Consider the following 14398-nt stretch of genomic DNA (forward strand, 5'->3'; position numbering starts at 1 on the left):
GTTTTGTAAAAAAATAAGAACAAACCGCTGATTTACGCCACCCATCTCCCTGCAAGCCAGTATTTTTACAAAAAAAGAGACAGGCGATGGCAGCTACCGGATTGATCACCACCGAACAGCTCGAGAATTTCAAAAACATCGTGGGCAGCGATTTTGTACTGGCCGACGAAGAGAACCTGCACAAATACGGCCGCGACGAGACCGAGGAACTGCTCTTTCTGCCCGAAGTGGTGCTGAAACCCGGCAGCACCGGTGAAATCGCCGCTATCCTGAAAATATGCAACAGGGAAAAAATACCCGTTACGCCCCGGGGCGCTGGCACAGGCCTGAGCGGCGGCGCCCTGCCCCATCTTGGCGGTGTGTTGCTGTCTACCGAAAGACTCAATAAAATACGCCATATCGATGAACGCAACCTGCAGGTAATCACCGAGCCCGGTGTGATCACCGAGGTATTGCAGGACGCGGTAAAAGCCAAGGGACTGTTCTATCCCCCCGATCCGAGCAGCCGCGGCAGCTGTTTTATCGGCGGCAATATTGCCGAGAACAGCGGCGGACCCAAAGCCGTAAAATACGGCGTGGTAAAAGACTATGTGCTGAACCTGGAACTGGTGCTGCCGAACGGCGAGATCATCTGGACCGGCGCCAATGTACTGAAGAATTCCACCGGTTATAACCTTACCCAGCTTGTTGTGGGCAGCGAAGGAACCCTGGGTATTGTTACCCAGATCGTGTTAAAACTGATACCCCTTCCGAAATACGACCTGCTGATGCTGGTTCCCTTTGCCTCTCTTGAAAAAGCAAGCGAGGCGGTGAGCGCCATTTTCCGTGCAGGGTTTGTACCCAGCGCACTTGAGCTGATGGAAATAGATGCGCTGATGCTGGTAAGCAAAATGGTAGACAGCACCGCCGTTCCGGTGAACGATTCGATAGAAGCGCACCTGATCATCGAAGTGGATGGCAATAACCTGGACGTACTGATGTCGGAAATGGAAGCCATTGCCGAACTGCTTACCCGGTTTGATGCGGGCGATGTGTTCTTTGCCGATGATGCGCAGCAGAAAGCGGAACTCTGGAAACTGCGCAGGCGCGTGGCCGAAGCCGCCAAATCGAGCGGTTATACCATCGAGGAAGACGCCGTGGTGCCAAGGGCCGAATTACCCGCGCTGGTAAGGGGCGTAAAGGACCTGGGCAAACAGCACGGATTTGAAGCAGTGTGTTATGGGCATGCCGGCGACGGCAACCTGCACATACGCATCAATCACCCAACCATTAAGAACAGTCATGGTAATGCCGAAATGAACAAGGTACTGATGGACCTCTTCAGGCTGGTGAGCCAGCTTGGCGGAACCATCAGCGGCGAACATGGTGTGGGATTGATACAGAAACCTTACCTGGACACGGTTTTCAGGCAACAGAACCTGGAGCTGATGCGCGGTATCAAAAGAACATTCGATCCTAACAATATTTTAAATGCGGGTAAGATTTTTGATCTTACCTGATAAGTAGGTTTGCATAAACAATTCCTGTATGAAAAACTCCCACTGGATCTTAACATCGCTGTTCCTGCTCTGCGCGCTGGTATCATTTGCGCAGGATACAGAACCCGATGACACAAAAGGACAGTTCAAACGCGAGCGTATTTACCTTGGCACCGGTTTGAACCTGGGTCTTTCCAACCGCTCTTTCAACGTGGGCGTAAACCCCGAGATCGGCTACAGCATTACGCGCTGGCTGGATGCGGGTATCGGCATCAATTTCAACTATTTCTCGCAGAATTTTGTTGATTTCAACAACCAGGTGGTTGAAAAAAGAAAAAGCTTTACCTATGGCGGCGGTCCTTACCTGCGTATCTGGCCGCTGGATTTTCTGCATGTACAGGTTCAGGCCGAACAAAACTGGATCAGCCAGTCCGTTAAAGATGTGCCTTCCAATATCAGTTACAAAAACAATTACAATGTGGGCAGCCTGTTGCTGGGTATCGGCTACGGATCGCGGGTTGTGGGCAGCAGGCTCTCGTATATTACACTGATGATCGATGTACTCGATAACCGCAATTCGCCGTACCGGGATTTCAACAACGATCCCATACCTGTGTTCCGTGCGGGTTTCGGTTTCTATCTCAGGCCAAAACGCTGATTGCTTCCTCGGGACCGGCGCAAACGATCAGCCGCTCCCGCCAGTCGCTGTAAAGAAACCCTTCGGCAGCCATCCGCTCGATATGACTGATCAGGTGGTCGTAAAACCCCGAGGTATTCAGCAGTACGATCTTCCTGTTATGGATATTGAGTGTATTCCAGGTCAGCATTTCGAACAGTTCATCAAGCGTGCCGTTGCCGCCCGGCAATACCACCGCCGCATCGCATAATTCGTACATCATTCTTTTGCGTACATGCATGTCATCCACCACACGCAGGTCGGTGATGCCTTCGTGCTGGTGCTCCCATTCGAGCAGCAGCCGGGGTATTACACCCGTCACCGCCCCCCCGCCGCTCATCACCGCATTGGCCACCGCGCCCATCAGCCCCTTGTTACCGCCGCCGTATACGAGCCTGATACCCCGTTCTGCCATCAGTTTGCCCAGCATAGCGGCATGCCCCTCGTACAAAGGATCGGTTCCGCTTTTGGAGCCACAGAAAACGGCGATACTTTTCAGCTTCATAAAACAGTTTTTCCAGAGGCAAAATAGGTGAAATATTTTTACTACTTTTCAAACCCGTTTCATTAACGATTTAATCACAGGATATGTCTCCAGCGATATTGTTCACATTTGTCATTGCCTACTTCCTCATACTGCTTACAGTGGCCTGGTATACAGGCAAGAACAGCAACAATGAATCTTTCTTTATCGGCAACCGCAACAGTAACTGGATGCTGGTGGCTTTTGGCATGATCGGCACCTCTTTAAGCGGCGTTACCTTTGTAAGCGTGCCCGGCGCCGTAGCGCGCGAGTCGTTCGCTTATTTCCAAATCACCATCGGCTACCTGATCGGTTATATCATGATCGCATTCGTGCTGTTACCGCTTTACTACCGCCTCAACCTTACATCGATCTACAATTATCTCCAGACAAGACTTGGCTTTACCTCCTATAAAACCGGCGCGGGCTTTTTCATCCTGTCGCGCATACTGGGCGCAACGGCCAGGCTTTACCTTGTGGTGAATATATTGCAGGATGCTATCCTGAACAGCTTTGGCATCCCCTTCTGGGTAACCACGCTAATCATACTTGTTATGATCCTGCTGTACACCTATGAAGGCGGTGTAAAGACGATCGTATGGACCGATACCCTGCAGACCACCTGCATGCTGGCCGGACTGATCATCTGCGTGATATACATCCTGAACAGCCTTGGCATAGGTCTGGGGGAAAGCCTGCAGGCGATGGGGGAAAAAGGATATTCCAAAATATTCTTCACCGATCCCGGCAGCAAGCTGTTTTTTGTAAAGCAGATACTGGCCGGCGCCTTTATCACCGTTACCATGACGGGTATGGACCAGGAGATGATGCAGAAGAACATCTCCGTAAAAACACTGAAGGATTCCCAGAAGAATGTGATCACCATGTCGATGATCCTGCTGGGCGTGATCCTGCTGTTCCTGTTCCTGGGCGGTTTACTGTATCTATACGCGGATAAGATCGGGATCAGCGCCACCGGCGATAAACTGTTCCCGGCACTGGCGCTGAACCATATGCCTCCTGCCATTTCGGTGATATTCATCATAGCCCTGATATCCGCCCTGTTCCCCAGCGCCGATGGCGCAATTACGGCGCTTACCTCGAGTTTCTGCATCGATATCATCGGTATGCAGCGCAGAACGGATATGAGCGAAACGCAAAAGAAAAAAACCAGACAGCGCGTACACCTGGTCTTTGCCTTTTTGTTCCTGCTGTTCGTAATGATGTTCAAATGGATCAGCGATCCGAGTATGATCGGCGTAATACTGAAAGTGGCAGGCTTTACTTACGGCCCGCTGCTGGGATTGTTTACGTTCGGCATCGTGCTGAAAAGAAAAGTGAACGACCGTCTTGTACCGATTATCTGTATCGCTTCCCCCGTCATCTGCTTCTTTATCGACAAATACCAGAAATACATTTTCGGCTCCTTCGAGATCGGACTGGAACTGCTCATCATCAACGGACTGATCACATTTGGGGGATTGTTGCTGATATCCCGGAGCGGGAAAGCTGAGGTGTGAGACCTGAGGCGGAGAAAGGGGCTATGGGGGATAAAACGGGTCGGCTGTTATTTTTGCTGTTAACATTTACCAATCTATCCGCCATGGAACTGATCAACCCCTTTGCCGAAGCATATGCCCAGCGGTTTACCTCGCCTGAAAACGATCTGTTAAAACAGGTCAGCGAGGACACTTTCCGGCATCATCCCAAGCACCATATGCTCAGCGGGCATGTGCAGGGAAAATTTCTTTCCTTCCTGAGTACTATGCTGCAGCCAAAATACGTTCTGGAGATAGGCAGCTTTACGGGCTACAGCGCGCTTTGTCTTGCCGAGGGGCTGACCCCGGACGGAGCGCTCCATACCCTGGAGCTGCGGGAGGACGATGCCGCCACGGCGAAACAAAATTTTAGCAAATCTGAAAGAGACAGACAGATACATTTGCATATCGGCAACGCCAGGGAGATCATACCCCGATTGCCTTATGCCTGGGACCTGGTGTTTATAGATGCGGACAAGACAAGCTATATAGACTATTACGAACTGGCGGTACCAAGACTAAGCAGCAGGGGCATCATCATAGCAGATAATATGCTGTTTCACGGAGAAGTACTGGAACAGCCGATGAGCGGAAAGAATGCAAAAGCCATTCATGCCTTCAACGAGCATGTACAGGCCGATCCAAGGACCGAACAAGTATTTCTAACGATCAGGGATGGAATCCAGCTGATCAAAAAAAAGACTGAATGAAAAAAATCTTTTTCTTTTTATGCCTGCCGCTGGGTTTGGCCGTGCACGCACAGAAACAAAAGACAGAAGCTTACATCGACAATTACAAAGAGACCGCCATCGTGGAAATGATGCGTTCCGGCGTTCCGGCAGCCATCACCCTTGCGCAGGGTATCCTCGAATCGAAATCCGGGGAGAGCGAGCTGGTAAAGAATTCCAATAACCATTTCGGCATCAAATGCAAAACAGAGTGGACAGGCGAAAAAACCTACCATGATGACGATGAAAAAGGAGAATGCTTTCGGGTATATCCCTCGGCGGCAGATTCGTATAAAGACCACTCGGATTTTCTGAAGACACGTCCGCATTACGCTTTCCTTTTCAAACTTGACCCCACCGATTTTGAAGGATGGGCCAAAGGATTGAAAAAAGCGGGCTATGCCACAAGTCCTGCCTACCCGCAAAAACTGCTTAAACTGATTAACGAATACCGCCTGCAGCAGTACAGCCTGGAAGCCATGGCCCGTTTGAAGAACGGCATACAACCCGATAACAGCACCGTGATTGCGGCCGCAGCAACAGGGCCCGCCCCGATACCGGCAGCCGCAGTGATTGAAAAACCAACCGGCCGGGGCGAACAGCCGGAAGAAACAAAAGAGCCGGAAGCCAAAGCCGGCGCAGCCGTTGCTGAAACAGTTGCGGCTCCACTGTTGAAAAAAGCCAGTTACCCGCAGGGTGTATTCACCATCAACCACACAAAAGTGGTCTATGCAACTGCAGGCACTTCTTTGCTGTCGCTGGCCAACGACTACGATCTGCCCCTGGTGAAACTGGTGGAATACAACGATCTAAAGGAAATGGACATACTCGATGCCGACAGGCTGATGTTTATCGAGAAAAAACAGAAAAAAGGCGCCAGTGATTTTCATACCGTGGCAGAGGGAGAAACCCTTCACGATGTATGCCAGCTCGAGGGCATCCGTATGGAGAACCTGCTCGATTACAACGATAACCTCAGCAAAGATTCCCGTGTGCTGAAAAAAGGCGATAAGATATATTTGCGAACGGTGGCCGCTGCAGCCAATACCAAACCTCTGCGCAACAGTGCAAGAAAAAGCTGAGAGAACCCATCGATACCGTATGGCAAAACTGACTGTTCATAACAAGACCTTTGTTCCTTACCTGCCCGAGGCGCTGATCCTGGAAAAAGTAAGAGCGCTTGCCGCACAGCTGCGTGCGGATTATGCGGACAAAAGACCGCTGTTCATCGCCATACTGAATGGCTCTTTTATGTTTGCATCCGACCTGTTCAAGGAACTCGATTTTGATGCGGAGATCTGTTTTATCAAACTGGCTTCGTACAAAGGCACAAAATCCACCGGACAGGTGCTGACGGCAATCGGTCTTGATACCGATATCACCAACAGGCATGTTGTGATCTTGGAAGACATCATTGATACCGGCAAGACCATGTTCGAATTTCTGCCGCAGCTGCAGAACCAGCAACCCGCTTCACTCCGGATTGCCGTGCTGCTGCATAAACCCGATGCCACGGTGCACCCTATCCGGATCGATTACTGCTGCTTTTCCATTCCCGACAAATTCGTGCTCGGTTATGGCCTCGACTTCGACGGACTGGGAAGAAATATCCGGGAGTTGTACCAGCTGGAAGACGAGGTGTAGGTCAGAACATGCCTGGTATTGTCAATTCAGTCATGCAGCCATACCCCCTTAAACTATACTTAAAGTTTCCCCAATATCCTTCCTTGCAGTATGAATTCTGCGTTTTCCATGTTAGATTGAGGTAAACTATGCCAGGTGAAACCACTCATTTGGTTATTGCTGTGCCTGCTTGCCTGTAATGCGCTCTGGGGTCAGTTTTACCTGCGGGGAGAAGTGAGAGACAACCGCGGAAAACTGCTTGGCGGCGTAAGGATCAATATTGCCTCAAGAGGAGCCAATCCATTCTTTACAGGCGCTACGGGCACCTTTGGCATTCCGCTTTCTGCACCGGCCGATACGATCCGTTTTACCCTCGAAGGTTATGAAACACTCAAAACAGTGGTGGATGCGCGCAGGTACCAGGTGTTTGTGCTGAAGATGCTTTCGTCCACCGCACAGCAATATACCGCCAAGCTGTCTTCTGTTACCACCAACCTCAAAACAAATAACAACGCACTGTTTTCCTCGCTGGGAGAAAGCTATACCAACCTGATTGAAAATGGATTTGTACAGGCAACCAATTATCCCGAAACAGGTTTTGCCCTGCATATCGATAAAGCATCCTACAGCAATATCCGCCGCTTCCTGAACAACGATATGCGTATCCCGAAAGATGCCATCAGGATCGAGGAGATGCTGAATTATTTCGATTTCGGCAGACAGAACGGGGTCGCCGCCGGTGGTTTTTTTCAATGCAGGACGCAACTGACCACCTGTCCCTGGAATACAGTGAACAGCCTGTTCTTTATCAATTTCAATGCGCCAAAGCTTGGTATCGACAGCATTCCTGCTTCCAACCTGGTATTCCTCATCGATGTATCGGGGTCGATGGACAAGCCCAACAGGCTGCCCCTGCTGCAATCCGCCTTCAAACTGCTGATCGGCAACCTGCGTGAAAAAGATACCATCAGCATCGTTACTTATGGAGGCGGCGTGGGCATTGCCCTGGGCGCAACCAGCGGTAAAGAAAAACAGAGGATAAGGGATATCATCGATTCACTTTATGCCAGCGGCGATACACCCGGTTCAGGCGCCATTACAACAGCCTATTCTCTTGCGCGCAGATCCTTTATCCCCAATGGCAATAACCGCGTGATACTGGCAACAGACGGTGATTTTAACGTGGGCCAGTCAACCGAGCGCGAACTGGAAGATATGATCGCGGGATTTCGGCAAACAGGCATCTACCTCACCTGCCTGGGAGTGGGTATGGGCAATTACAAAGACAGCAAACTCGAAACACTTGCCAAAAAAGGGAACGGTAATTTTGCTTATATCGATAACCAGTCCGAAGCGGAGAAAGTGCTGGTCACAGAACTTACGCAAACACTGTATGCCGTGGCAAACAATGCTTTTGCCAGGGTAAACTTTGACCCCTCGGTGGTGAACAAATACCGGCTGATCGGTTTTGACAATAAGAAGAATGCGGCCGCAGACAGCAGCGGCGAACTGGAAGGCGGCGAGGTAGGAAGCGGGCACACTGCGATGGCTGTTTTTGAAATAGAACCGAAATCCGGCGACGCAGGCCTGCTCAACAAACATTTCGCAGACATCCGGCTGCAATACAAATTACCGGGCGCCGACAGGAATACCCAGCAGTTGTTCACGGCGGACTACCACCCCGTGGCCATAGAAAAAGCCGACAGCAGCTACCGGTTTGCCGCAAGCATCGCGCTGTTCGGATCGTTGCTGAAACAGTCGCCTTATGTAAAAGGCAAACGCTTCGAAGACCTCAGGGCGCTGGCCAATACGGCTGTTAATCCCATGAGCAAAGGACAGCTGGAATTTCTGATGCTTATTGACAAAGCCGCGCATATTTACCAGCCGGAAAAAAGAAGGGTAAAAAAGAAAAAAGAAGAGGAATAAATCTGGAATTATTCCGGCACAATCCCCAAAAAAGAAAACCGCTGGTCAGCGGTTTCCGGTATCAGGCAGATGATGATCAATTGAATGCTTCCTTCAACTTATCAAAAAAGCTCTTATCTGATTTATGCGGTTTGGGTTTGAAGTTCTCGCTGCCGGATAATTTTTCCAGCATTGTTTTTTCTTCCGCGCTTATATGCTGCGGCGTCCATACATTTACCTCTATCAGCTGGTCGCCTTTACCGTAGCCCTGCACTTCAGGAAACCCTTTTCCTTTCAGACGGAATATTTTACCGCTCTGTGTGCCGGGCGGGATTTTGATCTTGGCCCGGCCATCGATCGTGGGCACTTCCACCTGTGTGCCGAATACGGCATCGATAAACGAAATATGCAATTCGTACGCCACATTCAGCCCGTCGCGATGCAGTTCTGCATGCGATTCTTCCTCTATCTGGATGATCAGGTCGCCGGGCATTCCGCCGCGCTCGCCTGCATTGCCTTTTCCGCCCATGCTCAGCTGCATACCTTCCTGTACACCGGCCGGTATTTCTATGGTGATGGTTTCTTCGCCGTATACCCTACCCTCGCCTTTGCAGGAGCCGCATTTTGCCGTAACCGTAGTGCCTTCGCCGTTACACGTCGGACAGGTGGTCACCGTTTGCATCTGACCCAGAAAAGTGTTGGTCATCTTCCGCACCTGGCCCGAACCGTTACAGGTGCTGCAGGTTTGAACACTGCTTTTGTCTTTTGCGCCGTTGCCGCCGCAGGTGGAACAAACAATGTATTTTTTTACTTTAACGTTCTTGGTAACGCCCTTGGCCATCTCCTCAAAATTCAGTTTGAGTTTGATGCGCAGGTTGCTGCCGCGCTGGCCGCGCGCCCTTCCGCCACCGCCCCGGCGCGAACCGCCGCCGCCGAAGAAACTGCCGAATACATCATCGCCGAAAATATCGCCGAACTGGCTGAAGATATCTTCGGTATTCATATTGTGAAAACCACCGCCGCCACCGGCGCCGGGTGCAAATGCCGCATGACCAAAACGGTCGTATTTGGCTTTTTTATCCGCATCACTCAGCACCTCGTAAGCTTCTGCAGCCTCCTTGAATTTATCTTCCGCGGCTTTATCGCCGGGATTGCGGTCAGGGTGGTATTGCATCGCCACTTTGCGGTAAGCTTTCTTGATCTCGTCCGCACCGGCCGATTTGCTTACACCCAGTATTTCATAGTAATCTCTCTTGGTAGACATATGGTAAGTCAAAAATGAAAAGTCAAAATTCAAAACACAATACCAATCCGGTCGGCGCTACTTGCCTACAACCACTTTGGCAAAACGGATAAGCTTGTCGTTGAGGTAGTAACCTTTTACCACTTCGTCGATCACTTTTCCTTTCAGCTCTTCTGCGGGAGCCGGGATCTCTGTGATGGCCTCGTGTTTTTCCACGTCAAAATCCGTATGAACGCTTTCCAGCGGTTTAACGCCTTTGGATTGCAGCGCCGAACGGAGTTTGTTAAACACCAGCAGCACACCTTCCTTGTCTGCCCCGAGTGCATCGTTGTTTTGCAGTTGTTTTTCTGCACGGTCACAGTCATCGAGCACATCCAGCAGCGAAACGATCACATCCCTGCCGGCGGTCTGCATCAGGTCTATCCTTTCCTTGGCCGTTCTTCTGCGGAAATTATCGAACTCCGCCATCAGACGCAGGTATTTGTCTTTCTGCTCTTTCAGCTCCTCTTCCAGTTTGCCCAGTTTGTTCTCTTCGGTAACGGGATCGTTCAAATGTGAGGTACCGGCTGCATTTTCGTCAGCATTGATATCAAATTCTGCCGTATTTCCGTTCATTTCAGGGTTTTCCTGCATTTCTTTCTCGTTCATAGTTATCGATTCGTTGTCTGGCTATATGTCAAAAATATTGCCGGGGCAAAGAAACGGGAAAAAATGGCAGGTTGGGGGAACGGATTGGGAAATTGGGGGACCTGCTTCGCCGGCAGGCGGGCTGGGAATTTTGAAATTGACATGAATCCGCAAATCCAATTCAAAATTCCCCGGTTCCCCATTCTAAAATTTCCTGCTCCCCGCCGCCGTATCTTTGCCGGATGACCAAACTTTTCCTTAAAAAACAGATTGCGCCCAGGATAGCCAACGGGCATCCCTGGGTATATGGCAACGAGGTGAACCGGGTGGAGGGACCGATCGATGGCGGCGATATCGTGGATGTATTTTATTATGATGGCAAATTTGCCGGCAGGGCCTATGCCAACCCCAAATCGCAGATCATTGCCCGTATCCTTACCCGGAGGCAGGAACCGGTCGATAACCAGTTTTTCTTTACCCGCATACGCGAGGCATGGGAATACCGCAAAAAGATCGGGTATACAGAAAACTGCCGCCTGGTATTCGGCGAAGCCGATCTGCTGCCCGCGCTGGTAATCGATAAATTCAACGATTATTTTGTGATACAGACCCTCTCGCTGGGCATGGATAAATGGAAACCCGCCATTGTGGATGCGCTGGTATCGCTTTTTGCCCCGAAGGGCATTTATGAACGCAACGATGTTCCTGTAAGAGAGCTGGAGGGGTTACCGCAGCAGAAAGGATTTTTAACCGCACCCTTCGACACACGTATCCTTATCCGGGAAAACGGACTGACATTTCATGTGGATATCGAGAACGGGCAGAAAACCGGGTATTTCCTGGACCAGCAGGATAACCGGAGGGCCATCAGGCATATCGTAAAAGATGCCGAGGTACTCGGGGCGTTTACCTATACCGGCACATTCGAGATCCATGCCGCTCATTACGGGGCAAAATCTGTTTTAGGACTTGATATTTCCGAGAGCGCCGTTTCACAGGCCAACCGTAATGCGGCTTTGAACGGCCTGGATCATATCTGCCGGTTTGAAACGGTGAACGCATTCGATGTGCTTAAGCAATGGGGCAAGGAAGGAAGATCCTATGATGTGGTAATGCTCGATCCGCCTGCATTCACCAAAAGCCGCGAGAATATCCAGAAAGCGATCACGGGTTATAAGGAGATCAACCTGCGCGGCATGAAACTGGTGCGCAATGGCGGATTCCTGGTTACCTCAAGCTGTACCAATCTTGTTCAACCAGATCTTTTCCTGCAAACGATCGATATGGCGGCGAGGGATGCGCGTAAACGCATCCGTCAGGTCACTTTCCAGGCACAGGCCAGCGATCATCCGATCATCTGGGGAATAGAAAATACGAACTACCTGAAGTTTCTGATCGTGGAAGTATGCGATAAATAAGGGCAGGTGCGATGAACGAAATAAAACAGCCCGTACGATAGATAGTCTGCACTTTACCAGTTATAAATCGCACCCGGTAAATTTCGTTTATTTGGAAACCTGGAATTTGCCCGATTCCACGATCCTGCTGCTGGCATCGCGGAGCTGGTAGATGTAGAGACCGCGCAGGTAATTATCGTCGAGGGTGATGGTAAGCTTGCCGTCGGTTATTTTCATCTCCGTCATTTTACGGCCGATAAAATTGTAGACCTGGAGAGAATAGGTTTTGTCGACAGACTTATCAAAAGTGAAATTGATAAAACTGGTGGCGGGGTTTGGATAAAAATGCGTCACCTTGGCACCATCCGTAAACGGCGAGGTATTGTCCGAAACATAACTGTTCAGGAACAGGGGAAATACCAGTAAACAGGCCAGGTACAGTTTACGCATAGAGCCAATTAACGTGATAAAGCTACTGCATATTGCAGAATTTTAGCAAAACCGCCATTTTTTTTAACAAATGTGTCATCCGTTGGTTCGCAGCCCGGCCAGCACCCGCTGGATGGCCGCAAAATCGGGCTGTTCTTTTGGCGTAGGGCAGATTTCAGCATAGCGTACGATGCCCTGCTTATCGATCACGAAAGCTGCACGCTTGCTCACACCCTGCATTTCAAAAGAAGGAAAGGTATCGTACAACACCCCGAAGGCGCGCGATGCCTCTTTGTTGAAATCGCTCAGTAACGGAAAATTCAGCTGCTGCTCGGCTTTGAACCTGCCCAGTGTGTAGAGCGAGTCTACAGAAATACCGAATACCCGCGCATCGGCCTGGTTGTACAGACTGATATTGTCCCTTACACTGCACAATTCCGCGGTGCATACACTGGTAAAAGCCAGCGGGAAGAACAGCAATACGATGTTGCTGCCCTGCTGCTCATGTAATACCCGTTTTTGTTTATCGGTATCAAACAGCGCAAAGTCTGGCGCTTTCTGACCAGTGGTGATCGTCATAAAAAAAATTTAGTGATTGCAGTAGTGGTTTCTGACAGGCAAACAGGCAGAAACACCCAAGATACAAAAACGATGCCCCGCCTTTGCCTGATGTCGGAACATCCAATGCAAGCGATCACTTATTTTATTTTCCTCGAATTTCGCTGTTGCTGTTCCGTTCTATGCCTGCAATGCCATTTCGGGAACATGCGAAGGCAGCAGCAGCCTGCCTGCGGTTTTGGCCTGTATTTCCGCAACGGACACACCGGGTGCTCTTTCTGTCAGCAGAAACCCATCGGGGGTAATAGCGAGCACCGCAAGTTCTGTCACCACTTTTTTTACGCAGCCCATGCCTGTCAATGGCAGTGTACAGGCGGGCAGCAGTTTGCTTTCTCCTTTGGGATTGGTATGCATCATGGCAACGATGATGTTTTTGGCGCTGGCAACCAGATCCATGGCGCCGCCCATGCCTTTGACCATTTTGCCGGGTATCTTCCAGTTGGCGATATCGCCTTTCTCGCTTACTTCCATAGCGCCCAGCACCGTAAGATCGATCTTTCCTGCGCGGATCATGCCAAAACTTTCCGCGCTGTCAAAGAAAGCCCCGCCGGGGATCACGGTCACCGTTTCCTTGCCCGCGTTGATCAGGTCTGCATCAACCGCTGCCTCTTCGGGGTAAGGCCCCATTCCCAGCAGACCGTTCTCGCTCTGGAATACCACCGTCATCCCTTGTGGTATATAATTCGCTACAAGTGTGGGTATACCTATTCCCAGGTTTACATACATGCCGTCTTTCAGTTCCTGTGCAATGCGTTTGGCTATTCCGAATTTGTCGAGCATAGGGATTGGTTAAACGGGTGATTAGTTATTGATCGAGGGGGATATTGTTGCGTGGCTGCATGGCTGAATTGTTGCATTGCTTTTATTGTTTTTGGACATACCACCATTTAACAATCCAGCCATGCAACTATTCAACCATTCAGCTTCACCGTCCTTCTCTCTATCCTTTTCTCATAGTGGCTGCCCTGGAATATCCTGTGTACATACACACCGGCCACATGCACTTCATCGGGATCGATCTGTCCGGGTGGCACCAGTTCTTCCACTTCGGCTATGGTAACGGTGCCGGCCTTGGCCATGGAGGTGGAGAAATTGCGGGTGGTTTTCCTGAATACCAGGTTACCCATCGTATCTCCTTTCCAGGCTTTGACGATGGAAAAATCTGCGTGCAACGCTTTTTCCATCAGGTACATTTTGCCTTCAAATTCACGGGTTTCTTTACCTGCCGCTATTTCCGTTCCATAACCGGCGGATGTATAAAATGCAGGAATGCCCATACCGGCCATCTGTATCCGCGTGGCCAGGGTACCCTGTGGTATCAGGTCTACCTCCAGCTCGCCGCTAAGCAGCTGCCGCTCGAACTCTGCGTTCTCGCCAACATAACTGCTCATCATTTTTTTGATCTGTTTTGTCTGCAGCAACAGTCCCAGTCCAAACCCGTCAACACCCGCATTGTTGGAGATACAGGTAAGATCGCGGGTATTTTTACGCACCAGCGCGGCAATACAGTTCTCGGGTATGCCGTTCAGACCAAATCCGCCCAGCATAAGGGTGGCGCCATCGGATATATCGTGGATGGCTTCGTCGGCGTTGTCAAATACTTTGTTCATAGG

Annotated in this window: 15 protein-coding genes; 8 read left to right on the forward strand and 7 right to left on the reverse strand. The window is 50.4% G+C overall.

Going from position 1 to position 14398, the window contains the following annotated elements:
• Positions 1-86 precede the first annotated feature (86 nt).
• Both GWC94_RS03515 and GWC94_RS03520 read left to right on the forward strand, forming a co-directional pair.
• Positions 87-1499: an FAD-binding oxidoreductase gene (locus tag GWC94_RS03515; protein WP_161833642.1), complete on the forward strand. Its 1413-nt coding sequence runs from the start codon at positions 87-89 to the stop codon at positions 1497-1499.
• A gap of 28 nt (positions 1500-1527) precedes the next feature.
• Complete coding sequence (locus GWC94_RS03520; protein ID WP_161833643.1) at positions 1528-2136, forward strand: hypothetical protein; 609 nt, start codon at positions 1528-1530, stop codon at positions 2134-2136.
• On the opposite strand, the gene GWC94_RS03525 is transcribed toward GWC94_RS03520, so the two are convergent.
• Positions 2120-2659 carry an LOG family protein gene (locus tag GWC94_RS03525; protein WP_161833644.1) on the reverse strand — a complete coding sequence of 180 codons (540 nt, stop codon included), beginning with the start codon at positions 2657-2659 and terminating at the stop codon, positions 2120-2122. The two genes, GWC94_RS03520 and GWC94_RS03525, sit on opposite strands and share 17 nt — an antisense overlap.
• An 83-nt stretch (positions 2660-2742) precedes the next feature.
• On the opposite strand from GWC94_RS03525, the gene GWC94_RS03530 reads away from it, so the two are divergent.
• The 5 genes from GWC94_RS03530 to GWC94_RS03550 all read left to right on the forward strand — a co-directional run bounded on the left by GWC94_RS03530 (position 2743) and on the right by GWC94_RS03550 (position 8492).
• Complete coding sequence (locus tag GWC94_RS03530; protein ID WP_161833645.1) at positions 2743-4197, forward strand: sodium:solute symporter; 1455 nt, start codon at positions 2743-2745, stop codon at positions 4195-4197.
• Positions 4198-4280: 83 nt separating this feature from the next.
• A complete protein-coding gene (locus GWC94_RS03535; RefSeq protein WP_161833646.1) occupies positions 4281-4925 on the forward strand; it encodes an O-methyltransferase in 645 nt (214 codons plus the stop codon).
• Positions 4922-6025 (forward strand): glucosaminidase domain-containing protein, encoded by a 1104-nt coding sequence (locus tag GWC94_RS03540; RefSeq protein WP_161833647.1) that lies wholly within the window; start codon positions 4922-4924, stop codon positions 6023-6025. Before GWC94_RS03535 ends, GWC94_RS03540 begins: the two co-directional genes overlap by 4 nt.
• Before the next feature lie 19 nt (positions 6026-6044).
• Positions 6045-6587 (forward strand): hypoxanthine phosphoribosyltransferase, encoded by a 543-nt coding sequence (gene hpt, locus GWC94_RS03545; protein WP_161833648.1) that lies wholly within the window; start codon positions 6045-6047, stop codon positions 6585-6587.
• A gap of 135 nt (positions 6588-6722) precedes the next feature.
• Positions 6723-8492 (forward strand): vWA domain-containing protein, encoded by a 1770-nt coding sequence (locus GWC94_RS03550; protein WP_161833649.1) that lies wholly within the window; start codon positions 6723-6725, stop codon positions 8490-8492.
• A gap of 76 nt (positions 8493-8568) precedes the next feature.
• Here the strand turns inward: GWC94_RS03550 and dnaJ are convergent, their stop codons facing one another.
• The gene (gene dnaJ, locus GWC94_RS03555; RefSeq protein WP_161833650.1) at positions 8569-9735 is read right to left on the reverse strand and encodes a molecular chaperone DnaJ; all 1167 of its coding nucleotides are present in this window, start codon (positions 9733-9735) and stop codon (positions 8569-8571) included.
• A gap of 57 nt (positions 9736-9792) precedes the next feature.
• Entirely contained in the window at positions 9793-10362 is a 570-nt protein-coding gene (locus GWC94_RS03560) for a nucleotide exchange factor GrpE (RefSeq protein ID WP_161833651.1), read from the reverse strand.
• Positions 10363-10583: 221 nt separating this feature from the next.
• On the opposite strand from GWC94_RS03560, the gene GWC94_RS03565 reads away from it, so the two are divergent.
• Positions 10584-11759 carry a class I SAM-dependent rRNA methyltransferase gene (locus GWC94_RS03565; protein WP_161833652.1) on the forward strand — a complete coding sequence of 392 codons (1176 nt, stop codon included), beginning with the start codon at positions 10584-10586 and terminating at the stop codon, positions 11757-11759.
• Between the two features lie 87 nt (positions 11760-11846).
• Here the strand turns inward: GWC94_RS03565 and GWC94_RS03570 are convergent, their stop codons facing one another.
• The 4 genes from GWC94_RS03570 to GWC94_RS03585 form a co-directional block, all read right to left on the reverse strand.
• Positions 11847-12188 carry a T9SS type A sorting domain-containing protein gene (locus GWC94_RS03570; protein ID WP_161833653.1) on the reverse strand — a complete coding sequence of 114 codons (342 nt, stop codon included), beginning with the start codon at positions 12186-12188 and terminating at the stop codon, positions 11847-11849.
• A 75-nt stretch (positions 12189-12263) separates the two neighbouring features.
• Entirely contained in the window at positions 12264-12746 is a 483-nt protein-coding gene (locus GWC94_RS03575; protein ID WP_161833654.1) for a redoxin domain-containing protein, read from the reverse strand.
• Between the two features lie 159 nt (positions 12747-12905).
• Positions 12906-13565 (reverse strand): 3-oxoacid CoA-transferase subunit B, encoded by a 660-nt coding sequence (locus tag GWC94_RS03580; protein ID WP_161833655.1) that lies wholly within the window; start codon positions 13563-13565, stop codon positions 12906-12908.
• Positions 13566-13696: 131 nt separating this feature from the next.
• Positions 13697-14395 (reverse strand): CoA transferase subunit A, encoded by a 699-nt coding sequence (locus GWC94_RS03585; RefSeq protein WP_161833656.1) that lies wholly within the window; start codon positions 14393-14395, stop codon positions 13697-13699.
• Positions 14396-14398 lie beyond the last annotated feature (3 nt).

It is taken from the genome of Sediminibacterium soli (assembly GCF_009939225.1).
In the GTDB taxonomy this organism is placed as follows: domain Bacteria; phylum Bacteroidota; class Bacteroidia; order Chitinophagales; family Chitinophagaceae; genus Sediminibacterium; species Sediminibacterium soli.